Genomic DNA, 24,322 nt, shown 5'->3' on the forward strand with positions numbered 1-24,322 from the left:
ATGAAAGAAAAAGTAATATTAGTGATTAATGAAGGGTATTCTGATAATCTTGGTGACAAAGCAATTCAGAGGTCTGCATTATCATTCTTCAATAAAAACGATATCCAAGTTCAATACTCTGACTTTACTAGAGTTAACAATACAGAAATATCATCTAATGTTAAAGAATCAAAAATGGGAAAAACAAAGTACTTTAGATTTCTACTAAAGATTATCCCACCAAAAATACGATGGACAGTTTTGAATTTAAAGAGACTCCTCAAGGATGCGAAGGAAAAATATTCGCTCGTTTCGATTGGCGGAGGTCAGTTGATACTTTCCAATGAAACATTTTCAATAGCATTATACCTTTGGGTTAATATTCTTCATTATTATAAAAATAAGAATATAATTTTATTATGTGTAGGTGTTGCCGATAAATTCACTTATTTCAATAAGTTTCTTTTTTTACGTTCGTTGAATAAGATTAACAAGATTTATGTTCGTGATGAACAATCACTAATCAATCTAAAAAAAATATTTAATATTGATGGAGAGATAACATACGATATTGCTTTTTATGAAAAACACTGCAGTACTTCCTATATTCCTCAGTACCATCTATTGGGAGTTACAGAACTTAGTGTGTACAATAATTATAATATTCCAGTATCTAAGAATGAATATTATCACTCATGGATAAATTTATTAAATAAGAATAATATTTCTTTAAACAAAGATGTCAAACTTTTTTATACTACACATGGTGACTTATGTGAATGTATAGAGTTTAAAAAGTTTTGTATGACAGCGTTTAATATAGACCTTGAAATTCTAAATACAAATGATTTAGATAAACTAAACGTATCATTACTTAAAGCTAGAACAGTAATATCTGGTAGAATGCACGCATTAATATTAGCTTATAACTTAAAAATAAAAGTAATTTCATATCCTATATCTCAAAAATTAATAGCCTTTGACAGAGAGATAATATCTTCCAAAGCTAATCTTCAAGTAATAAGAGAAAGATTGACCAATACAAAAAATGAGATACTTCAAGCATACGATTTATGAACATACTAATTATCAGCCATGAATTTCCGCCTAGTGGCGGAGGCGCAGGAATTGTTGCAAAACAGTATTGTAATTATTTCATTGAAAATGATCACAGTGTTACTTTACTTTCAGCTACCGCAAGAGAAAAAAATAGCAATTTATTTAAAGTCATAAAACCTACCAATATTAAATTACTTTGGCCAATAGCTTACTATTTTAAGCTAAAAGAATTAAATCTAGAAAATTACGATAGAATTATACTAAATGATATAGGTGCTACAATTGTAGCCGGCTTATTTTTCAATACTAATATACTAGCAAAGTCTATTATAGTTTTACATGGGCAGGAGCCCGAACAAGTTTATGAAAATCCAAGCTGTATATACAAAATAATTAATGTGGAAAAATATTATCATCGTTCTATTTTGTTATCAAAAAAAATTATTGCTGTAAGTTTTTATATGAAAAGTAAGTTTATAGATTCCTTACATAAAAAAGATAAAAAAATAATAGAAAGCAAAATAATTGTGGCATATTCAGGTGTGGATTTAAAAAAAAGCAGCCATCTGAAAAATAAAAATAAAAATAAAAAAATAAAAATAATTACTGTAAGTAGAATAGAGAAAGATAAAGGCATAGATGATATAATTTATTTATCTAATAAATTTAAAAGCATGGGGTTGGATTTTGACTGGACTGTTATTGGTAGTGGCTCTTATCTTAAGAAAATAAAAAAAATAACCCTTAAGAGCAATCTAAACGACTCTGTTTTCTTCATCGGAAAAATTCCTCATGATAATTTATCTTCATATTATGAGATGTCAGATGTTTTTGTGTTACTTTCTAGGTTAAAAGAATCTTTTGGTTTAGTATATCTAGAATCTCAGTTATGTGGTTGCCCTGCAATAGGTTTAAATCAATATGGAGTGAAAGAAAGTATATTTCATAATAAAAGTGGCTTCCTTGTAAATAATATTGAAGAGATCATTCCTATTATATCCAATAAACTATATGAAGAATTAGTATTTGATGTTAACTTATTTTCTGAGTTTTCGAATTCAAAAGCAAAAGAAAGAATAAACAGGATAATTCATGAGTAACGCAACTGTTTTTCTAGAGAAAAACTTAATAAAAAACACTTTCCTGTTCCTATTTGTTTTTGGAATCCCATTTTCTTTCATCCCAATGAATTCGTCAAAATTAATCTTCTTTGCTTTAATAATGATTTTTTTATTGAAAGGTAACATCTATGGGATAAAAAAAGAAAAATAATTACTATTGTCATATTACTCCTTGCTCTTGTTTGCTCTAGCTTAACACCAATAATTATAAATAACACAGAAGACTTCAGCAATATTTATTCTACAATTATTTTTTCAACAGAGGCCTTTTTAGGTTCAATTCTTATCATCTATTTTTTATTTAAAAAAACAAATGTTAATGAATTCCTATATTCAATAGTAATTATATCATTCATTCAAGCTGTAATAATTTTATTAATGCTATTTAGTTCTTTTTTTAGAGAGCTTATTTTTAGTATAACACTTACAACAGGTGCAACACTATTTGAAAGGTATGATGGCTTTCGTGGATTAGGCTTAGCGGCTAGTTTAACATATGATTTAGCAGTTTTTTTATCTATTTCTCTAATACTACTTTCATACCTATTTATAAATGCCTTCATAGGTATAAAAAAAATGTTTTTCTTTTGGCTTGTCATATTCTTTGCCATTTGCATTACAGGTCGAACTGGTTTGCTAGGTGCATCATTTTCACTTCTAATGTTAATAACATTATCAAGAGAAAATATAAATAGAATTTTAAAACTATTTTTTTATTCAGCTCTATTTTTTTTAACTTTGATAATATTACTAGATTTTTTATCACCTAAAACATTTGATACCTTATCATCCATCTTAACAAAATATACTTTTGAATTTATTTCAAATATAAATAATTCAGGAAAAATAGAAACTGAATCAAGCAATGTATTAAAAAACATGTATTTCCCCATTTCAGAAAATACTTTCCTTTGGGGAGACGGAATGTGGCTAGATCCCCTTGGAGATGGATATTACATGCATACAGATGCTGGCTATATGAGAACAATTCTATATGGTGGCATAGTAAATTCGATTTTAATAATATCTGTTTATTTAGTTGGATTTTCATTTATATATAGTTTTCAAGGTAAAAAGAAATTTAAACTTACAATATTCTTTATAGCAACAATATACTTTATATCCCAAATAAAAGGTGACTTTTTATTAGGTTCTTCTATTAATATAAAATTATTCTTTATCTTATTATCATACTTTTCGCTTTTAAATTTCCATAAAAATATATTTAAATTAATTAAAAGGGAATGATGCAAATGAATTTGATGTACATAGTTCCATCTTTAGGTAATGTTGGCCCCACTAATGTAGTTTTAAGTTTAGTTAAAAAACTATCACAAAACGGCATTGATATTTCAATATTTTCATTTAGAGATGGTGAAATGAAAGATGAATTTTCACACTATTCTAAAGTAATTATAACTAGAAATATATTTACAATAATAAAAGCCGCAAGAAAAGAAGAAACTGTCGTACACTCTCATGGCTTTTTCCCTGATTTCATTAACGCTATATTAAACACTTTACTGTTAAATAAAAATAATTTCTCAACCATTCATAACTTTATCAAGTTAGATTATAAGTTGTTAAAGGGAGATATATTAGGAACTATATATACCAGTATTCATAAGCTATTTTTAAAAAAAATAAACTTCACCGTAAACTGTTCAAAATCAGCAATGGTATATAATAACATCAGCAAATACTATATTTATAATGGTGTTGATGATTACTACTCACCATTAAATCATCATTCGAAAGAAATAGAAAAAAAATTAGGCTTGTTTGCCTTGGCGTATTGAGCAAACGCAAAAATATAGAAGTAATTCTTTCTGCTTTTGCATCTAAAGATAGAGATAATATGGAACTATATGTTATTGGAAATGGAGAAAACTATAAAAATTTCAAGGAAAAGTATAACCAAAAAAATATATTCTTTACGGGGAAAATAAACTATCCATTCAATATAATTAATGATTGTGATTTCATCATATCGTCATCTTTAGCTGAAGGTTTTCCTCTAGCAGTATTAGAGTCTCTATCCTGTAGGCTTAGTTACATATTATCTAAAATCCCTCCCCATGAGGAAATTTTCAGCCTTACTCATGAAAATGGATTTCTTTGCGAAAACACTACTGATTCTTATATAAAAGTAATTGACTCCCTTGAAAAAATTGATTACGAGCACCTAAAAAATAATTGTCGCAACTATTACCTATCTAACTTCACAACTGAAATTATGGCAGCTAAGTATTTGGATTTATATAAACAAGCTTTATATGGAACTAACTCATGATGGAGAATTCCCATAGTAAAATTGTAGTTTTGATGAGTGTCTATAAAAATGATAGTTATGATAACTTTATGAGTGCACTGGATAGCATATTACATCAGTCAGAACCATCCGACTTAGTTATATTTTTAGATGGACCAGTAGCCCCGACTATAAAAAATGAGATAGAAAAACTTGAAACTGAACCTTCTGTTAAAGTTCTACAATCAAATAAAAGTTATGGATTAGCTAAAGCTTTAAATGTAATGATAGATTATTGTTTGAAATATGACTACCAATATATAGCCAGAATGGATAGTGATGATATATCTCTCCCTGAAAGGTTATTCTTACAAAAAACTTTTTTAGATAATAATCCTAATGTTGATATCCTCGGCACAGGTTGTGAAGAATTTGGTACATCATACTCTCTTACTGAAAAAAGGCTTCCGTCAGAACACAATGATTTAATTAATTTTAGTATAACTCGTTGCCCATTTATACACCCATCCGTAATGTTCAGACGTAAAGTTTTTGAAGATGGAAACCGCTACCCAACACATACCTGCTTTACTGAAGATATGGCATTCTGGTTAGAGTTATTATATAAAAATTATAAGTTCCACAATTTACCCGATGTCTTATTAAAATATCGACTAGAAAAAAACACAATGAGTCGTAGAGCTGGTTTATCTAAAGCAAAAAGTGAAGTTTCACTACGCCTTGGTTATATGTTCTTACTGAACAAGTTCAGTTTTAAAAATTTAATTTTTATCTACAGCCGTTATTTTTTCCATTTGCTCCCACCAAAACTAATGAGTCTAGCGTATAAATATTTACGATAGTTTTTATTATTCCATTGAGTCTATTATTTAATTATTCACATATTAAAATGACATTTCCTAATTTTATATTAAAGTTAATAATTGACAGGATGCAATCATGAGTAGTTCTTGTGTATTAGTCACCGGCGGTCTTGGCTATATTGGTAGCCATACCTGCGTACAAATGATCCAGCAAGGTATTCAGCCGATCATTTTAGATAACCTCCACAATGCTAACCTTGAAGTATTGAACCGCATTGAAACCATCACGGGAACTAAACCGACGTTTTATCAAGGTGATGTTCGTGATAAAGCCGTACTTGATGCCATTTTTGCACAGCATACGATTAGTTCTGTGATCCACTTTGCGGGTTTAAAAGCGGTAGGCGAATCGGTTGAAAAACCGATTGAATACTATGATGTGAATGTGAATGGCACCTTAGTTTTAGTCCAAAGCATGCGTCAGGCGGGTGTTAAGAGCTTAATATTCAGCTCATCTGCAACGGTATATGGTGAACCTGAACATACCCCGTTAACTGAAGAATCCTCCGTAGGAAACACCAACAGCCCATATGGCACGAGCAAATATATGGTTGAGCGTATTTTAACTGACCTCAGTATCTCTGATAGCGAATGGTCCATTTCCTTACTACGCTACTTCAACCCAGTTGGCGCGCATAACTCCGGTTTGATGGGTGAAGACCCGAATGGAATCCCGAATAACCTCACGCCATTTATTGCACAAGTGGCAGTAGGTCGTCGTAAAGAACTTGCCGTATTCGGCGGAGATTACGCAACCAAAGACGGTACTGGCGTCCGCGATTATATCCACGTTATGGATTTAGCTGATGGACATATTGCTGCATTAAATCATATGAATCAGGGTTCTGGGCTTTATATCTACAATTTGGGTACCGGTACTGGAACAAGTGTGCTAGAAGTTATCGCTGCTTTTGAAAAGGCAGTAGGTAAACCAATTCCTTATAAAATAGCAGAGCGTCGTGCGGGAGATATCGCTGAATATTGGTCAACGCCAGCAAAAGCAGAACGTGAGCTTGGTTGGAAAGCGAAATATTCTATTCAAGATATGGCTGATGATGTATGGCGCTGGCAATCCATGAATCCAAATGGTTATCAAAGCTAAGTAACATTTATTTTGTAATAATCAGGCGAGCACTCAGCTCGCCTTTTTTATATTTAAAAATCCCCCTTCTATACCCCCCGTTCGAACTCTCTTCCTTAACTCTCTTTTCCTCTAAAAATAACGCTCTGATATTTAAATAAAGTCTTAAAAATAATTCCATTCTCGTCATTACACAAAAACATCCAAAAAATCAATAACCTTTTTTATTCTATTATATTTTTATATAAGTGGATTTTTCAGACAAAATATTTGAATATCAATTAAGAATTAAATTATTATGCCAGCCAGAATTATATGTTTGTGTAACTTCAATGTCTGAAATGCACGATTTCCTATCCTGATTTAGGGCGATTACCATGTTGATTAAATACCTTATTCCTATAGCAGCCAGCGCGCTCATTGCTGGGTGCCAAATCGTCCCTGGAACGTATATTTCCACATCAGAAAAAACCATTATTAACACTGGCAAACATGACATTAATACGCTTGTGGATATCTACCCTATCTCCCCACAGTTGCTAAATGAAATGCAGGTCTTCCCTGTGATCGCAAAGCCAAATCCACAACTGGAAAAACAATTAGCCACTTATGACTATCGAGTTGGCGTTGGCGATGTATTGGCCATTACGGTTTGGGGTCACCCCGAGCTCACCATCCCTGCGGGTTCTTATCGCAGCGCAGCTGATTCCGGAAATTGGGTTCACTCCGATGGCACAATGTATTATCCCTATATTGGAAAAGTATCCGTTATCGGAAAAACAATTAGTGAAATACGAAAATTAGTGAGCCTCCGACTCGCCGCCTATATTGAAACACCGCAAGTTGATGTCAGTATTGCGGCATTTCGCTCACAAAAAATGTATGTTTCTGGTGAGGTCATCAAGGCGGGAGCGCTTCCCATCACAAATATACCGCTAACCCTCTTAGAGGCATTCAATACGGCAGGTGGACTCACTGAAAACGCAGATTGGAATAACGTGGTGCTTACCCGTAACGGCAAAGAAATCAAGATCTCACTGCAATCCTTAGTTCAGTATGGCGACCTAACTCAGAACCACTTAATGCAGCCCAATGATGTACTATATGTGCCCCGCAATGATGCACAAAAAGTATTTGTGATGGGAGAAGTCGAACAACCAGCGACCCTGACGATCGACCGTGCAGGCATGAGTATTACCGAGGCACTCAGTAAATCCAGTGGACTCAATCAAACAACAGCAAGTGCGACCGGTATATTTGTGATTCGCCCTATTAATAAGCAAGTACCGAATAATCATATGCCAAATGAGCTACCGCCTCAAAAAATAGCGGTTATTTATCAGCTAGATCTATCCGATGCGACCGCATTAGTGATGGGAACCAAATTTAAATTACAGCCTTATGACCTTGTTTATGTGACCGCAGCGCCTATAGTTCGCTGGAACCGTTTAATTACCCAACTCTTGCCAACCATCACGTCATACAACCTGTTAACCGAAAGTACTAAGCGTATTTATAACTGGTAATACCTATGTTCAATAATATCCTTATTATATGCATGGGTAATATCTGCCGTTCCCCCACTGGAGAACGCTTAATGCGGTCGTTTTTCCCTCAAAAAATGATTCATTCCGTCGGCTTTATCGCGCCACTGAACAAACCTGCGGATAACAATGCTATCCGTATTGCTAAAAACCATAATCTCTCTTTAGAGGGGCATTATTCTCGCCGTTTAACTGAACCCCTATGCCAATCAGCAGACTTAATCCTTGTGATGGAAAACCACCATATCCAAAAACTCTATCAGCAGTTTCCGCAAACTCGCGGTAAAGTCATGCTATTCGGTGAATGGCTAAACAAATCTGAAATTCCCGATCCTTATAAACATAGTGATGAGATGTTTGAACATGTTTATCAACTTATGGAACAAGCGGCCAGTTCCTGGCAAGGGAAAATTTAATTTTTAACTGATGGCAAAACTAACATAATGATAAATAAAGAAAAAAACCAATCGCTAAATGCAGATGAAATCGACCTTCTCGCCTTATTTAAAGCATTACAATTCAATTATTTAACAATAAGTATTTCGACTGTTATTTTTATATTCATTGCAGGAATATACTGTTTTATGGCTGCCCCCATCTATCAAGCTAATGCCACGCTGCAATATGACAAAGCCAACCAAGCATCATTATTAGATCAAATGAATGACGTGATGCCCTTCGGCAGTCATGCAAATCCGGTAGAATCAGAAGTTGAAGTGATAAAATCCCGCATGGTTTTAGGTAAAACAGTCTCAGACCTTAATTTGGATATTCAAATATCACCATCAGGGCTGTTGCCTAAACTGAGCAGAAATACAATCGCCATCGATATTGGGCAATATTATTTACCCTCTAGCTTAATGGATCAGCCAGCAACACTAACGTATCTCAATGAACATCAATATACTTTGGCTATTGCAGGGGAAACTTATCACGGCAAAATTGGCTTCCCCATCGAGCAACAGGGTATTCGCCTATTAGTGAATTCATTCATGGCAGAAACGGGAGATAAACTGACCCTGATAAAAAATGATCGGTTTTCCACTATCGAAAATTTGCGTAGCCGTATCAGCGTTAATGAGCTTGGAAAAAGTACTGGAATCATTAATCTATCGATTAAGGGACTCAATAAGCAAGAAAACACCAAAATACTGGATAGCATTATTCAAAATTATATCGATCAAAATATAGAGCATAAGAAAAAAGCCACTGATAACTCGTTGGTCTTTTTAGAGAATTATTTGCCCCAAATAAAAAGTAAGCTTGACCATTATGAAAATCAATTAAATGCTTTTCGTAAAAAAAATGAGTCTATTGACCTCTCTTTAGAAGCGAAATCCGCACTTGAAAGCGCATTACAAATAGAAGAAAAACTCAACGAGCTGACATTTAAAGAAGTGGAAATTCAACAGTTATATACCCGTAATCACCCTGCTTACCAATCCTTGATAGATAAACGCCAAACATTACTACTCGAAAAAGAACGTATCAGTAAAAATATCCAACAGCTGCCAAATACTCAGCAACAGATTGTTCGGCTAACTCGAGATGTTGAATCTGAGCAAGCAATTTATAATCAATTGGTTGCGAAGCAACAAGAGCTCAGTGTACTCAATGCTGGGATAACCTCTAACATGCGCATCATTGACCCGGCAGAATCGCAGCCCGCGCCTATTGCGCCGAAAAAAACCTTAATTATGGCTTTAGCATCCATTCTAGGTTTCATTGTCGGTAGCGGTTATGTGCTCGCCAAGGAATGCCTGAATAATAAAATTAAAAATTCTGAAGATATCGAAGCGCTCGGTGTTCAGGTTTATGCAGCCATTCCATTTTCTTTTGATGAAAAAAGATTACAGTCTAATCAACATCGAAAGCCATTAGCGATTGAAAATCCATGCGATCTTGCAATAGAAGCCATCCGTTCATTAAGAACGAGCATCTATTTTTCAGTCATGAACCAAAACAATAACATTGTCATGCTGACTAGCGCGTCGCCCAACATTGGCAAAAGCTTCATTGCTTCAAATATCGCTGTTGTCCTGGCAAATGCAGGTAAAAAAATTCTGCTTATTGATGCCGACTTACGTAAGGGCCATATCCATAAAACTTTTGGCTTAGAAAATAAATCGGGGCTTTCAGAGTTCTTATCTCAACACAATCCTGACCCAATCATTATTCATAAACAAGTTATTGATAATTTGGATATTATAAGCCGAGGAAAGAGTGTTTCTCACTCTTCAGAGCTCCTCATGAGTGAACAATTTAAACATTTATTGGACTCTCTTAAGCATCAATATGACATGGTACTGCTTGATACGGCGCCTATTTTTGCAGTAACCGATCCTGCAATTATTGGTAAATATGCGGGAACCTCGCTTCTAATTGCACATTATGATGTCAGTACCGTGAAAGAGATCGAACGTGCTCTTAAACATTTCGCTCAAAATAATATTGAGATTACAGGTGCAATCCTTAATGGTATTCACAAGAAATCAGAGGATTATCGCTATGTTTACCAGTATTAATGGGATGGCGAGCGATTAGCTCGCCTTTTTATACCCTCAAATTATTCCGTTTCACCCTCGTGCCATGCAATAGATGCATCTTTCCAAATTTGCGCGTAAACTCTGCATCATCTTTTTTCATCTAGACCAATAGCCATTAACGTTATGCCACATATTGTTTTATTCGAACCTGAAATCCCACCCAATACGGGCAACATCATCCGCTTATGTGCTAATACAGGTTTTAGCTTACATCTTATTCACCCGCTGGGTTTTACTTGGGATGACAAACGCTTGCGCCGCGCAGGACTCGATTACAGTGAGTTTGCGGACATCAAACATCACCATGATTATTATGCATTCTTAGAAAGTGAAGGGTTAAATCCTGATAATAATCAGTCGCCAACAGGCGCTCGTGTGTTTGCGTTGACAACCAAAGGTAAACCGAGCCACAGCAATGTGAGCTATCGGGAAGATGATTATTTGATGTTTGGACCAGAAACTCGTGGCTTGCCGCCTTATGTTCTCGACAATATGCCAATCGAGCAGAAAATTCGTATCCCGATGCTAGCTGAAAGCCGCAGTATGAATCTTTCTAACTCAGTTGCCGTTGTGGTATTCGAAACTTGGCGCCAGCTTGGATATCCGGGTGCGCTGCTGAAAGACTAAAACAACAAAGGAGCTGGTTAAGCTCCTTTGGTTTTTAATCTTAATATGACGCCTAATTCTCTATTTCAATATTACGGACATCAGTTAATCCATCTGAATGGCTATTATACTGATCGAGATTTTTAAGCAAGTCTACTTCTAAAAGGACAGGTGAATGTTTCTTACTTAGCTGAGAATAGCGGCACCTAAGTAGCTCAACAAACCGAATTGAGCTCGAGCCCTGAATTTTTTTCACCAGCTAGATCCCATCCCCGCTTTCAAAACCATCAACGTTACCATTAAAGTTTTGATCCATCTCTAGCGATGGCTTATCGCTTGTTGGCTTACCAACAATACGAGCAGGAACGCCCGCCACTGTCGTATGAGGAGGAACGGGATGTAATACCACAGAGCCAGCGCCAATTTTCGCGCCACGACCAATTTCAATATTGCCCAGAATTTTAGCGCCAGCGCCAATCATCACCCCTTCACGTACTTTAGGATGACGGTCGCCACAGGTTTTACCGGTACCGCCTAGTGTAACAGACTGAAGAATAGACACATCATTTTCGACAATCGCCGTCTCACCAATCACAATTCCTGTCGCATGGTCGAGCATAATTCCGCAACCAATTTGTGCAGCAGGATGAATATCAACACCAAAAGAAACTGAAATTTGGTTTTGTAAGTAGACCGCAAGTGCCTTACGACCTTCTCCCCATAACCAATGCCCAATACGGTAGGCTTGTAAGGCGTGAAAGCCTTTTAAATACAACAGAGGAGTCGAGTACTTATCAACCGCGGGGTCACGTAAACGTACCGCAGAAAGATCCATCGCCGCAGAAAAAATCATTTGCTCATCATTGCGGTAAGCTTCTTCTACGATCTCACGAACTTCGATTGCAGGCATAATGGGGGAACTAAGCTTATTTGCCAACATATAGCTAAGCGCGCTACCTAAATTATCATGCTTTAGTAATGTCGCGTTAAAAAAACTGGCGAGTAAGGGCTCACAGTCAGCAAGCGCCTTGGCTTCTTCCTTAATGTAACCCCAAATTCTATCCAATTCTTCACGCGACATAATGGCTCTCTTCTATATTATTATTGGCTTATTATTAGCTTGGTAATTTAGGCATATCCGCAATTTCATCTTTAGTTGCCCGACCTAACAGCGCTTGGGAGGCTTCTAACACATTTTTATTGCAATAGAGGATTTGGTAGATTTGTTCTGTGATTGGCATTTCAACACCGGCACGTTCCGCAAGGGCTTTCACCTCTTTGGTATTACGATAGCCTTCAACCACTTGCCCAATCTCTTTTTCCGCCTCTTCAACACTGACACCATTTCCTAGCATCATACCAAAACGGCGATTACGAGATTGGTTATCCGTGCAGGTTAGCACTAAATCACCTAACCCAGCCATACCCATAAATGTTGAAGGGTCAGCGCCTAATGACACACCTAAGCGGCTCATTTCAGCTAATCCACGCGTGATTAATGCTGTACGAGCATTTGCACCAAAGCCCATTCCATCCGAGATCCCAGCGCCAATCGCAATCACGTTTTTCACGGCACCACCAAGCTGCACACCTATCATGTCTGGGTTTTTATAGACACGGAAGCTTTTGCCACAATGGAATAATTTTTGTAAATCATCACCAAACTGGCTATCAGATGCTGCCACTGAAATTGCAGTAGGAAGACCCGCCGCTAACTCTTTCGCAAACGTAGGTCCAGACAATACCGCCAGAGGAATTTCATTACCTAATACCTCACGCGCGACATCTTGCAACAAACGTCCAGTATCTCTCTCTAGCCCTTTGGTTGCCCAAATAATGCGGGAGCCCGCTTGCAGATACGGTTTGATTTGCTTCAGTACGTCACCAAATACATGGCTAGGCACTACAATCAAGATATTCAGGCTCGCTTCAACAGCACTTTTTAAGTCCGTCTCGAGAGATAAACTATCAGGGAAAGAAACGCCAGGCAAAAACGCCTGATTGCTACGTTCTTGGTTTAATTTGCGGATATGTGCAGGATCATGCCCCCACAGCACCACCTGATGACCATTACGTGCAAGGGTAATGGCTAAAGCGGTGCCGTACGAGCCGGCACCGATCACTGTCATTGAAGCAGTATTCATTAAGCGACCTTATTGAACTTCAGGGTTCTGCGCTTGTTCACCTTGTTGCTGCTGTAAATAATTCATGAACAGTGCATCAAAGTTAACTGGCGCTAAGTTCAATTGTGGGAATGTACCGCGACCCACCATGTTAGTGATCGTTTCACGCGCATATGGGAACAGGATGTTCGGGCAGTATGCACCTAAGCAATGCGCCATTTGCGTTCCTTCGATACCATCGATAGAGAACACGCCCGCTTGCTGAACTTCACACAAGAATGCAGTTTCTTCGCCCAATGTTGCAGTCGTTGTTACACGCAGAACAACTTCATATACGCCTTCAGCTAATTGAGTTGAAGAAGTATCTAAATCTAATTTGATCTCTGGCTGCCACTCTTTTTGAAAGATTTGAGGTGCATTAGGTGCTTCAAATGAAACGTCTTTTGCATAAATACGTTGAATTTGAAATACCATTTCCGAGTTGTTTTGTTCTGACATAATAATTACCTTACTTCCATATTAGAGTTTCGAGATATATTCAGTTGCCGACACCGCGCCGGATGATTACTTCTTACCACGAGCCAGTGGCAGATTTTCACCCGCCCAACCAGCGATCCCTTCTTTCAGGACAAAGACTTTTTCAAAACCATGTTTAGCTAGCTGTTCAGCAGGTTTACCTGCTTCCATACCACTCGCAGAAACCATAATCACTGATTTTTGTTTGTGTTTTTCCAGCTCACCTAAATTATTATCTTTAATTTCAGATGGTGTTAAGTTAATTGAATCAATAATATGCCCTTTGCGGAACTCTTCACGCGTACGTAGGTCCACAACAATGGCTTCTTCTTTATTGATCATCGCAATCGCTTGAGTGCGCGCAATGACTTTAGTTTTAGAGAATAGGCTTCTGAAGGTCATCACGACCACAGCAACAAATAACACTATCCAAGTCAGACTAACAAACGTGTTACGACCGACAAATTGCATGATTTCTTGGATCATGGGGGGCAATTACTCCCGTTAGTTAAAAACGAATATCAAAGGGTTCAGAGTATACCTTTGTGCTGAGCTAATTACAGCCAGTTAGCGCAAACTAGAATATCTTTTTTGCGAAAACACTCGCAGAGTTAACACCTTTTTACTGAAAAAAAGAAATTTTTCCTCGAAGCTGCACGCAAGCATTTTAACATAAACATGCTCAGACTAGGCCTCGACGATAAATTAATTCCCGTCAAGATAGAAAAAAAGCCCCTAAAACTAGCTATACAAAAAAAATCAGTGATAATACGCCTATAATTTGACTTAGTATTACGTTGCATAATAGCAACATTCTTAATTTTTAAGCGTTTTTATGACTATTTTTAAGAGAACACTGGAAAGCACGACTTGCAGATGAAATAATCAGTTATTGCATTTAATTGAGGTGATCTATCACAATGGCCCATACATCCCATCGAATAAAGACATTTTTTGTTCGTCAGGCAATGATTCCTGCCCTGCTTGGTTTGGGATTATTTACTTTGGCGCCTTCTCATGTCACACTCGCGAATCCGATCACCGAAAATAAAGGTCAGCTAAACGACCTACTGAAAAGTATCGCTGAAAAAGAAAAAAGCGTTAAAGAACAGCAGGCTAAAAAAAACAATCTCCTCCAGCAACTGAAAGAACAAGAACAAAGTATTTCTGCCGCAAGCCGTGATTTGCACCTAACCCAAAACCAATTAAAACAACTAGATAAAGAAATATCCGCTTTATCCGCCAATATTAGTCGATTGCAGAAGAAAAAAAATGAACAAGAAAAACTGCTTGCTGAGCAATTAGATGCCGCATTTCGACTTGGCAAACATCAAGGTTTATCACTACTTTTAAAAGGTGAAGAAGGTCAACGCGAAGAACGTATTCTTGCCTACTATGGCTACCTTAATCAGGCCCGCGAAAAAACGATTCTTGGGCTGGAAGAAACAACCCAAGAACTGCATGAGCAAAAACAGTTAGAACAAAAAAAACAGGCGGAGCAAAAAACAACGCTCACACGCCAGCAGCAAGAAAAACAAAAATTAGATAATGCGCAAGCTTCAAGGCAAAAAACATTAACTGTCTTAGAAAGCGCATTAAAAGAAGATCAGAAAAACTTAGCGGTATTAAAGCAAAACGAAGCCAGATTACGTGACAAAATTGCCAAAGCAGAGCGTGAAGCTAAAGCTCGAGCGGAACGCGAAGCGCGTGAAGCAGCTCGAATTCGTGCCCAAGTAGCTGAAAAAGAGCGAAAAGCGAAACAGAAAGGGGCAACCTATAAGCCATCCGAAAGTGAGCAATCACTGATGTCCCGAACAGGCGGTTTAGGTCGTCCAGCCGGTCAAGCTATTTGGCCAGTACGCGGTTCAACGCTACACAATTACGGTGATGTCATCTCCAGTGAATTACGCTGGAAAGGGATGGTTATTGCGGCGAATGAAGGTACCCAAGTTAAAGCTATCGCTGATGGTCGAGTATTACTCGCAGACTGGTTACAAGGTTACGGTCTGGTTGTCGTCGTTGAACACGGTAAAGGCGATATGAGCTTATATGGCTATAACCAAAGCGCCCTAGTTAACGTCGGACAAGAAGTCCGTGCCGGTCAGCCAATTGCCTTGGTAGGAAGCAGTGGTGGTCAAGAACGCCCTGCTCTTTATTTTGAAATTCGTCGTCAAGGTAAAACCGTTAACCCTCGTCCATGGTTAGGTCGATAAAAATATCAATAGATAGCTGTACCCATAAATAAATAGATAGCGAGTTGATAACATTCTAGTCTCTCGCTAATTCTATAATCTGTTAGGAAAATCATTATGTTAAAACACTCACCCATAAAATTACTGATTAGCTTACTCCTTCTCATAATTGGCTTTCAGGTGAGTGCAGCTAAGCTTGCAATTGTCATTGATGATTTCGGCTATCGCGTAAAAGAAGATAATCAAATACTCGCGCTACCTGTGGCAATCAGCATTGCGATTTTACCTAACTCACCTCATGGTGCTGAGGTTGCGGCAACCGCCTATCAACAAGGGCGAGATATTTTGATTCATATGCCAATGAAACCTTTGAGTAAACAACCACTTGAAAAGGATACTCTCGCTCCGTCGATGAGTGCTGAAGAGGTTGACCGCATCATCAAAAATGCCATTAGCCGAGTTCCTCACGCTAAAGGAATGAATAACCATATGGGCAGCGAGATGACCTCCAGCCTTTCTGGGATGCGCAATGTGATGCGCTCGCTGTCGCAATCGAACCTCTTTTTCTTAGATAGCGTCACCATTGGCAATACACAAGCTGTGAATGCGGCAAAAGAATTCGGTGTCCCCTCCGCAAAACGAAATATTTTTATTGATAACCACCAATCTGAAGAAGAAACGCGCACTCAGCTGAATAAAGCCATTGCCTACGCACGTAAGCATGGTAGTGCGGTCGCCATTGGTCACCCACATCCTTCGACAGTACGAGCATTACAAAAATTTATTCCTCAAGTTCCCGCAGATATTGAATTAGTCCCTGTCAGCACTTTAGTCAATCATCAATCAGCAACAGGCGAGCCTCGCAAAACACTCAGAATGCAGCCTGAAGGTATGACTCATTCGTTACCAACAGAAAAGCCTGAAGTAAAAACACCAAGTCAATCCGATGAAAAACTGACTGAGCCTACGCAGCCAATCTCCGCTGACAAAACCTCCGTACCAGAAAATTCAGAACTCACAGAGGCCAATAAAAACGCTCAACAATCTGAGAAACCGACCGAATTAGGAATTTGTGAGATAGAGCTTCCAACTACCCGCCTACAAGGCATTGACCTACTCATGTTTGTGGTAGAAGCCATTTATCAAGATAAAACCTTGCAACCTTTAATTGCAGGAAAGAAAGCCTCATAGCAATAAATAGGCAGAATATAAAAAGGGTTCAAAGGCATTTATCCTATGAACCCTTAGAAATAACCGATTGATTAAACTTAATTTAGTCCCAGTTTAAAATCACTTTTCCTGATTGCCCTGAACGCATGACATCAAAGCCTTTTTGGAAATCATCAATAGAAAACTCATGAGTAATGATTGGTGATAAATCAAGACCAGACTGTACTAAAGTCGCCATCTTGTACCACGTTTCAAACATCTCCCGACCATAAATTCCCTTGATAAACAATCCCTTGAAAATCACTTGGCTCCAGTCTGTTGCCATCGATGCTGGAGGGATACCTAACAGAGCAATTCTGCCGCCATGATTCATGGTGTCTAGCATGGTTTGGAAAGCGGCTGGCGCCCCTGAAACTTCTAACGCCACATCAAATCCTTCTTTCATCCCCAGTTCATTCATCACATCTTTAAGGTTTTCACGGCTCACATTCACCGCACGTGTTACACCCATTTTCTTTGCTAATTCAAGACGATAATCGTTCACATCGGTGATCACCACATGACGAGCGCCAACGTGTCGGCAAACAGCCGCCGCCATAATACCAATGGGACCTGCACCAGATACCAGCACATCTTCCCCGACTAAATCAAAGGACAGCGCTGTATGTACCGCATTACCAAATGGGTCAAAGATCGATGCAATTTCATCTGGGATATTGTCAGGAATTTTAAACGCATTAAACGCAGGGATCACTAAGTACTCAGCGAAACACCCTGGGCGATTGACACCTACGCCAATCGTGTTACGGCACAAGTGGGTACGCCCTCCACGGCAATTTCGGCAATGACCACAAGTGATATGCCCTTCGCCAGAAACGCGGTCACCAATTTTAAATCCTTTAACTTCCTGCCCAATCTCAACAATTTCCCCTATATATTCATGACCTACCACCATGGGGACGGGAATCGTTTTTTGCGACCATTCATCCCAATTGTAGATATGAACATCCGTCCCACAAATCGCGGTTTTACGGATTTTAATCATCACATCATTGTGTCCCAGTTCCGGTTTCGGAACATCTGTCATCCATATACCTGGTTCTGCTTTTAATTTGGACAGTGCTTTCATAGGCGACCTTTTATTAGAGGCTAAATTAATTGGAGTTTTTTGCCAATACGGGTGAATGCATCAACAGCGTGTAAAATATCCTCCTCACTGTGAGCCGCAGACATTTGCGTGCGAATTCGCGCTTGTCCTTGCGGAACAACAGGATAGAAAAACCCTGTTACATAAATACCTTCTTTTAATAACTCAGAAGCGAATTCCTGTGCCACTTTGGCATCACCTAACATCACAGGAATGATGGCATGGTCAGCGCCCGCTAAAGTAAAACCAGCAGCAGACATTTTTTCTCTAAATAACACCGCATTACGCCATAATTTTTCACGACGCTCTTTTCCATCGGTCATCATATCGATCACCTTAATCGAGGCGGCGACAATGGCTGGCGCAAGAGAGTTAGAAAATAAATAAGGGCGAGAACGCTGACGTAACCACTCAATCACCTCTTTTTTGGCAGCAGTATAACCACCTGATGCGCCACCCAATGCTTTTCCTAATGTGCCAGTAATAATGTCAACGCGCCCCATCACTTTACAGTACTCATGGCTACCGCGACCATTTTCACCAACAAAACCAACTGCATGAGAGTCATCAACCATCACTAATGCGTTATACTCATCCGCAAGATCACAGACTGTTTTTAAATCCGCGATCACACCATCCATCGAGAAAACGCCGTCAGTGGCAATCAAAATATGGCGTGCCCCTGCGGCTTTAGCTTCTTCAAGACGTTGCTTTAATTCCGTCATATTGTTATTGCTGTAACGGTATCGCTGGGCTTTACATAAGCGAACACCATCAATAATAGATGCATGGTTTAACGCATCAGAAATAATTGCATCCTCAGGTCCTAACAGCGTTTCAAACAGTCCTCCATTCGCATCAAAGCAGGATGAATATAAAATCGCATCTTCCATTCCAAGGAAATCCGCAATTTTCTTTTCAAGAACTTTATGGCTATCTTGGGTTCCACAAATAAAGCGCACTGATGCCATACCAAAACCGTGGCTATCCATTCCTTGTTTTGCAGCTTCAATTAATGCGGGATGATTGGCTAAGCCTAAATAGTTATTTGCACAAAAATTAATAACGCGCTGCCCACCTTGGATTTCAATATCCGCATCTTGAGATGTCGTTATAATGCGTTCATGTTTAAACAAGCCCTCAGCTTCTATTTGCACCAATTGTTGTTTAATCTGCTGGTAAAATTGTTCTGACATGATTTGTTCCTGTAAAGAAGTTGTTTACAGAGTTTAATTATAGTCACTAGAACTAGCGATATCTGGTGAGCAAATAAGTTAACTTTGTAGACAAGATCACGATAATTCCCTTTAAAGAGGTATGACAACTAGGACAATTATCTGGTCGATATACTGTTGTCTGCACAAAGAGGTGTTATTATAGACCCCAATTTTATATCCCATTTATTCTTAACCCACTTGAGGTATTCACGATGATCGTAGTCACTGGCGGAGCTGGTTTTATTGGCAGCAATATTATTAAAGCTCTGAATGAAATAGGTCGCACCGATATTCTAGTGGTTGATAACCTGAAAGATGGTACTAAGTTTGCCAATCTCGTTGATCTCGATATCGCCGATTATATGGATAAAGAAGACTTTATCGTAAGCGTGATTGCTGGTGATGATTTTGGCGATATTGATGCCGTTTTCCATGAAGGTGCTTGTTCATCCACCACTGAGTGGGATGGTAAGTACATCATGGACAACAACTATCAATTTTCTAAAGAGCTACTGCATTACTGTTTAGAGCGTGAAATTCCATTCTTATATGCTTCTTCTGCTGCTACTTACGGTGGACGTAGCGATAATTTCATCGAAGAACGCGAATTTGAAAAACCGCTGAACGTATACGGCTACTCTAAATTCCAATTTGACCAATATGTTCGTAACATCATGCCGGAAGCGCAATCGCAAGTCTGTGGTTTCCGCTATTTCAACGTATATGGACCAAATGAAAACCATAAAGGCAGCATGGCAAGCGTGGCTTATCACTTAAATAAACAGATTAATGAAGGACAAAATCCCAAACTGTTTGAAGGAAGTGAGACTTTCCGCCGTGACTTTATTTATGTCGGTGATGTTGCTGCCGTAAACTTATGGTTCTGGGAAAACAACGTTTCAGGCATTTTTAACTGTGGCACAGGTCGTGCAGAATCTTTCCAAGCGGTAGCCGATGCAGTGACTGCATTCCATAAAGATAAAAATGTGGCGATTGAATACATTGAATTCCCAGAGAAATTAAAAGGTCGCTACCAAAGCTTCACGCAAGCGGATCTCACTAAACTACGTGCTGCTGGCTATACTGCACCGTTTAAAACGGTTGCCGAAGGCGTCACCGAATATATGCAATGGCTGAATAAGGACGCGTAATCCTCATTTATGAAAATATTGGTGATCGGTCCCTCGTGGGTGGGGGATATGATGATGTCCCAGAGCCTTTATCGCACGATCAAGGCGCTGCATCCTCATGCTCAAATTGATGTTATGGCACCAGACTGGTGCCGTCCCTTGCTGGCAAAAATGCCCGAGGTATCTGAAGCCATTTCCATGCCATTAGGGCATGGAAAGCTAGAAATTGGTGAACGTCGCCAATTAGGTATCAAATTGCGCAAAAATGGCTACGATCAGGCGATTGTTTTACCGAACTCGTTAAAATCTGCACTGGTCCCTTTCTTTGCCAAAATAGCCAAAAGAACTGGATGGCGTGGTGAAATGCGCTATGGGTTGCTCAACGATTTACGCCCATTAAATAAACAAGCATTTCCGTTGATGGTTCAGCGCTATGTCGCATTGGCGTATGATAAACAACGTATTAAATCAGCCGAAGATATCCCTGCGCCTATTTTATGGCCGAAATTAGTCACGGATAAACAACACGTTGATGAAACCGTTCGCCAGTTCAATATCGATTCTTCTCGCCCCATTATTGGTTTTTGCCCAGGTGCGGAATTTGGTCCAGCCAAACGTTGGCCACACTACCACTATGCCGCTCTTGCCGAAAAATTGATTAGTGAGCAAGGCTATCAAGTGCTGTTATTTGGCTCTCAAAAAGACCATGACGCAGGTGAAGAGATCCGTCAAAGTTTAACTGACAGTGCTCGCAATTCATGCCTTAATTTTGCTGGGAAAACGTCATTAGAACAAGCGGTTAACCTTATTGATTCTTGCCAAGCCGTGGTGAGCAATGACTCTGGTCTCATGCACGTTGCTGCCGCACTGGGTAAACCACTCGTCGCTTTGTATGGACCAAGTAGCCCAGACTTCACTCCCCCACTAACAGATAAAGCGGAAGTGATACGCCTCATCACGGGTTATCACAAAGTCCGTAAAGGTGATGGCGAGAGTGGTTATCATCAAAGTTTAATCGATATTCAACCTCAGATGGTACTTGATGCCCTTACACGTTTAAATATAGGTATTAAATAATGAGAGTGTTATTAGTAAAAACATCATCTATGGGAGATGTTTTACACTCTCTGCCTGCATTGACAGATGCGCAGGCTGCGATACCAGATATTCAGTTTGATTGGGTGGTTGAAGAGGGATTTGCTCAAATTCCCACATGGCATAGTGCTGTAAACAAAGTGATTCCTGTCGCCATTCGCCGTTGGCGAAAAAATTGGTTTTCTGCACCCATTCGAGCTGAACGTGCAGAATTTCGTCGCCAATTACAGGAAACGCACTACGATGCGATTATCGATGCACAAGGGTTACTTAAAAGTGCATTGCTAGTGACTCGTCTCGCTCATGGTCCTAAACATGGTTATGATCGCCATAGTATTCGAGAACCGATCGCCAGTTTCTTCTACGATCATCGTTATTCCATTAGTAAACAGCAGCATGCTATAGAACGTATTCGCCAGTTATTTGCCAAAAGCCTTGGATACAGCTGCCCCACAACGCAAGGTGATTACGCGATTGCTCGCCACTTTTCACAATCCAGTCACGAAGATCTCGCACCTTATGTGGTGTTTTTGCACTCGACCACGCGTGATGATAAGCATTGGTCTGAGTCTCATTGGCGTGAACTTATTCAGTTAATGAAAGAAACTGGACTGAAGGTGAAGCTCCCATGGGGTGCAGAACATGAACGCCAACGCGCAATGAGGCTAGCAGAAGGTTTTGATTTTGTTGAAGTTTTACCAAAATTAACGCTAGCACAAGTCGCACAGCAAATTGCGGACTCTAAAGCAGTGGTTTCTGTTGATACTGGTTTAAGCCATTTGACTGCGGCCTTAGATAAACCAAATTTCACTCTATTTGGTCCCACTGATCCAGGCTTAATTGGTGGTTATGGAAAGGGACAAAATGAGATAAAAAGTGCGGATAAATGTATGGATAGCATTACAGCCAATACTGTTTTTCAGCAATTAAGTGCCTATCTTTAAACTACCTGTTCTAGCTTCCCATCTACAGTATGGGATCCAAAAAAATGAAGCGGTCATTTGACCACTTCATTATTTCTCAATACAGAAGAAGATTGCTATTTTTTCTCGGGCGCGATAAACCCAAAACACATGGTTTTCGGCTCAGCATCCGGTTCAGAACGATAAATGACGTCTTCTTTCTCAATCGTAAACTGTGGCCAGAATTTACGTACTTTCGCAAAATCTTCATGTGCACAATCATCATATTTACGACCTAATAAAATAGCACCGTGTTCACGAATTTCTGCTTCAGTAATATCACGGTTATACACATTTGGTGGCATATGATTTTCTAGCGTCCACGGCTGAATAACATGTGGTCTATCTTGAGCATAGATAATAAACCATTGATGCAAGTTATCCTCTCCGCCGACATATTTCACTGGTGTGCCATAACGCTGGTACCAACGCTGCTCGCCTTCAGCAATTAAGGTTTTCACCCCAATGAACTTTTGACCAGCGCCACGAATATTTCCTGCTTGAACAACCAAGTAGCCCAGAATCATCAATACGCCAACCACTACTAAACCAATTAATGGTTTTTTCAGAGATTTCTTTGGCATTACCGTGATTGAACCAACAAACAAAGGTGCACATACCATCATAAATGGTTGTAGCCATTCCGTAATTCGTCCGCCATCATGGAACGAAAACCAACCGTAAATAACCGCTAATGGAAATAAAATAATAAAGTTTGCCATGCGATTAGATAATGCTTTTGGCCAACCAATTTTTCCACCACAACAATACAAAATAATGGCTGCAATGATCAGTGGATAAAACACACTTAATGCGGCTTCAGTCGTATGTAAATTAAAACCAGGATCAATTTGCGAACCTACCCATTTAAAGGCAGAAAAATCACTCGCTATTAGCCAGAATAAGTTTGGCAGTATCATGGCAAACCAAAGTGCTATCGCGAGATAAAATACCGGATGGCGGTAGCTTTGGCGGGCTTGCTTCACAAATACAGTTAGCAAGAACACTGAACCAACTAAGGCTAATGTAGAATATTTCCCCATCGTCGCGAGGCCTGCAACCAAAGCAAACGGTAGCCACCACAGCGGGTTATCTTCAACAGAGCGAAGAAAAAAGTAGAGTACCCACGGCCAGAGTGTTACTAAAATATAGTTATCATTATAAGGAATGATATCGAAGTTAATAACACCGGATAAATTCATCATCAGCATCGCAAACCATGCAAGGTCTCGACGCCCGGTTAATCGATACGCTAATTTCCATACTCCGAGTAGCCCAAATGCAATACCGACAAAATGGCTAAAGTACCAATAGAAACTATAGGAAATACCCAAATGGATGGCTGGCCACATCATCATGCCCACGAACCAAGGGTTTTTTGGAGACCCCCATTCACCATTCATTCCCCAGTTCACCGCTTCGACGGTATCATAGGGAACCGTTGGGTCAAAAAAGAAACTCGCAAGGATCCAGGCGATGGCATAGCCAATGATCCAAAGATACAAATACTTATTTGAGGCTGGTTGATTGGTAGTTGGCATTCTTTTTTCAGCGAAATTTATCAATAAAGTTAAAGGGAAATACGCATTGTTTTATCTCGAGATTTAGAGGATGCCCCCTAACTCGAGCGAGTATGCAAAAATGTGACTGGATAGTTTACTATACTTTAAACAAAATAATTAGAAATGAGAGAAATTGT

The 24,322-nt window shown here is 39.0% G+C and carries 23 protein-coding genes; 16 read left to right on the forward strand and 7 right to left on the reverse strand.

Annotated elements, in window-relative coordinates:
• The 11 genes from PROVALCAL_RS16860 to trmL all read left to right on the forward strand — a co-directional run bounded on the left by PROVALCAL_RS16860 (nt 1) and on the right by trmL (nt 11,092).
• Nucleotides 1-1,056, forward strand: coding sequence for a polysaccharide pyruvyl transferase family protein (locus PROVALCAL_RS16860; protein WP_006660544.1), 1,056 nt, complete (start codon nt 1-3; stop codon nt 1,054-1,056).
• Entirely contained in the window at nt 1,053-2,138 is a 1,086-nt protein-coding gene (locus PROVALCAL_RS16865; protein ID WP_006660545.1) for a glycosyltransferase family 4 protein, read from the forward strand. The genes PROVALCAL_RS16860 and PROVALCAL_RS16865 overlap by 4 nt, the downstream gene beginning before the upstream one ends.
• Before the next feature lie 399 nt (nt 2,139-2,537).
• Nucleotides 2,538-3,407 carry a hypothetical protein gene (locus tag PROVALCAL_RS19650; RefSeq protein WP_131657919.1) on the forward strand — a complete coding sequence of 290 codons (870 nt, stop codon included), beginning with the start codon at nt 2,538-2,540 and terminating at the stop codon, nt 3,405-3,407.
• 5 nt (nt 3,408-3,412) lie between these two features.
• Nucleotides 3,413-3,958, forward strand: a complete 546-nt coding sequence (locus PROVALCAL_RS16885; protein ID WP_131657920.1) for a glycosyltransferase family 4 protein — start codon at nt 3,413-3,415, stop codon at nt 3,956-3,958.
• Nucleotides 3,955-4,452, forward strand: coding sequence for a glycosyltransferase family 4 protein (locus tag PROVALCAL_RS16890; RefSeq protein ID WP_006660551.1), 498 nt, complete (start codon nt 3,955-3,957; stop codon nt 4,450-4,452). The genes PROVALCAL_RS16885 and PROVALCAL_RS16890 overlap by 4 nt, the downstream gene beginning before the upstream one ends.
• Nucleotides 4,449-5,273, forward strand: coding sequence for a glycosyltransferase (locus PROVALCAL_RS16895; protein WP_006660552.1), 825 nt, complete (start codon nt 4,449-4,451; stop codon nt 5,271-5,273). Before PROVALCAL_RS16890 ends, PROVALCAL_RS16895 begins: the two co-directional genes overlap by 4 nt.
• A 97-nt stretch (nt 5,274-5,370) precedes the next feature.
• On the forward strand, nt 5,371-6,396 hold the full coding sequence (gene galE, locus PROVALCAL_RS16900; RefSeq protein ID WP_039862312.1) for a UDP-glucose 4-epimerase GalE: 1,026 nt from the start codon (nt 5,371-5,373) through the stop codon (nt 6,394-6,396).
• 356 nt (nt 6,397-6,752) lie between these two features.
• Nucleotides 6,753-7,901 (forward strand): polysaccharide export protein, encoded by a 1,149-nt coding sequence (locus PROVALCAL_RS16905; RefSeq protein ID WP_006660555.1) that lies wholly within the window; start codon nt 6,753-6,755, stop codon nt 7,899-7,901.
• Nucleotides 7,902-7,906: 5 nt separating this feature from the next.
• Nucleotides 7,907-8,335 (forward strand): arsenate reductase/protein-tyrosine-phosphatase family protein, encoded by a 429-nt coding sequence (locus tag PROVALCAL_RS16910; RefSeq protein WP_039862314.1) that lies wholly within the window; start codon nt 7,907-7,909, stop codon nt 8,333-8,335.
• Nucleotides 8,336-8,362: 27 nt separating this feature from the next.
• Nucleotides 8,363-10,444, forward strand: coding sequence for a polysaccharide biosynthesis tyrosine autokinase (locus PROVALCAL_RS16915; protein WP_006660557.1), 2,082 nt, complete (start codon nt 8,363-8,365; stop codon nt 10,442-10,444).
• 144 nt (nt 10,445-10,588) lie between these two features.
• Nucleotides 10,589-11,092 carry a tRNA (uridine(34)/cytosine(34)/5-carboxymethylaminomethyluridine(34)-2'-O)-methyltransferase TrmL gene (gene trmL, locus PROVALCAL_RS16920; RefSeq protein ID WP_006660558.1) on the forward strand — a complete coding sequence of 168 codons (504 nt, stop codon included), beginning with the start codon at nt 10,589-10,591 and terminating at the stop codon, nt 11,090-11,092.
• A gap of 238 nt (nt 11,093-11,330) precedes the next feature.
• On the opposite strand, the gene cysE is transcribed toward trmL, so the two are convergent.
• From cysE to PROVALCAL_RS16940, 4 genes are all read right to left on the reverse strand, one after another.
• On the reverse strand, nt 11,331-12,152 hold the full coding sequence (gene cysE / locus PROVALCAL_RS16925; protein ID WP_006660559.1) for a serine O-acetyltransferase: 822 nt from the start codon (nt 12,150-12,152) through the stop codon (nt 11,331-11,333).
• Nucleotides 12,153-12,186: 34 nt separating this feature from the next.
• Nucleotides 12,187-13,215, reverse strand: a complete 1,029-nt coding sequence (gene gpsA / locus PROVALCAL_RS16930; RefSeq protein ID WP_006660560.1) for an NAD(P)H-dependent glycerol-3-phosphate dehydrogenase — start codon at nt 13,213-13,215, stop codon at nt 12,187-12,189.
• A 9-nt stretch (nt 13,216-13,224) separates the two neighbouring features.
• Entirely contained in the window at nt 13,225-13,692 is a 468-nt protein-coding gene (gene secB / locus PROVALCAL_RS16935; protein WP_006660561.1) for a protein-export chaperone SecB, read from the reverse strand.
• A 66-nt stretch (nt 13,693-13,758) separates the two neighbouring features.
• Complete coding sequence (locus PROVALCAL_RS16940) at nt 13,759-14,193, reverse strand: rhodanese-like domain-containing protein (RefSeq protein ID WP_224051067.1); 435 nt, start codon at nt 14,191-14,193, stop codon at nt 13,759-13,761.
• Nucleotides 14,194-14,630: 437 nt separating this feature from the next.
• Here PROVALCAL_RS16940 and envC point away from each other — a divergent pair, with 437 nt between their 5' ends.
• Entirely contained in the window at nt 14,631-15,923 is a 1,293-nt protein-coding gene (gene envC, locus PROVALCAL_RS16945) for a murein hydrolase activator EnvC (protein WP_006660563.1), read from the forward strand.
• 96 nt (nt 15,924-16,019) lie between these two features.
• A complete protein-coding gene (locus tag PROVALCAL_RS16950) occupies nt 16,020-17,093 on the forward strand; it encodes a divergent polysaccharide deacetylase family protein (protein ID WP_006660564.1) in 1,074 nt (357 codons plus the stop codon).
• 82 nt (nt 17,094-17,175) lie between these two features.
• Here the strand turns inward: PROVALCAL_RS16950 and tdh are convergent, their stop codons facing one another.
• Nucleotides 17,176-18,201 (reverse strand): L-threonine 3-dehydrogenase, encoded by a 1,026-nt coding sequence (gene tdh, locus PROVALCAL_RS16955; protein WP_006660565.1) that lies wholly within the window; start codon nt 18,199-18,201, stop codon nt 17,176-17,178.
• Between the two features lie 20 nt (nt 18,202-18,221).
• Nucleotides 18,222-19,415 carry a glycine C-acetyltransferase gene (locus PROVALCAL_RS16960; protein ID WP_006660566.1) on the reverse strand — a complete coding sequence of 398 codons (1,194 nt, stop codon included), beginning with the start codon at nt 19,413-19,415 and terminating at the stop codon, nt 18,222-18,224.
• Between the two features lie 233 nt (nt 19,416-19,648).
• Here PROVALCAL_RS16960 and rfaD point away from each other — a divergent pair, with 233 nt between their 5' ends.
• From rfaD to rfaC, 3 genes are read left to right on the forward strand one after another with little or no spacing between them, the layout of a single operon-like run.
• On the forward strand, nt 19,649-20,587 hold the full coding sequence (rfaD, locus tag PROVALCAL_RS16965; RefSeq protein WP_006660567.1) for an ADP-glyceromanno-heptose 6-epimerase: 939 nt from the start codon (nt 19,649-19,651) through the stop codon (nt 20,585-20,587).
• 9 nt (nt 20,588-20,596) lie between these two features.
• Nucleotides 20,597-21,643 carry an ADP-heptose--LPS heptosyltransferase RfaF gene (gene rfaF / locus PROVALCAL_RS16970; RefSeq protein ID WP_006660568.1) on the forward strand — a complete coding sequence of 349 codons (1,047 nt, stop codon included), beginning with the start codon at nt 20,597-20,599 and terminating at the stop codon, nt 21,641-21,643.
• Complete coding sequence (gene rfaC / locus PROVALCAL_RS16975; RefSeq protein WP_006660569.1) at nt 21,643-22,605, forward strand: lipopolysaccharide heptosyltransferase RfaC; 963 nt, start codon at nt 21,643-21,645, stop codon at nt 22,603-22,605. The genes rfaF and rfaC overlap by 1 nt, the downstream gene beginning before the upstream one ends.
• Before the next feature lie 95 nt (nt 22,606-22,700).
• Here the strand turns inward: rfaC and PROVALCAL_RS16980 are convergent, their stop codons facing one another.
• On the reverse strand, nt 22,701-24,164 hold the full coding sequence (locus PROVALCAL_RS16980) for an ArnT family glycosyltransferase (protein WP_006660570.1): 1,464 nt from the start codon (nt 24,162-24,164) through the stop codon (nt 22,701-22,703).
• Nucleotides 24,165-24,322 lie beyond the last annotated feature (158 nt).

This window comes from Providencia alcalifaciens DSM 30120, from assembly GCF_000173415.1.
Taxonomy (GTDB): domain Bacteria; phylum Pseudomonadota; class Gammaproteobacteria; order Enterobacterales; family Enterobacteriaceae; genus Providencia; species Providencia alcalifaciens.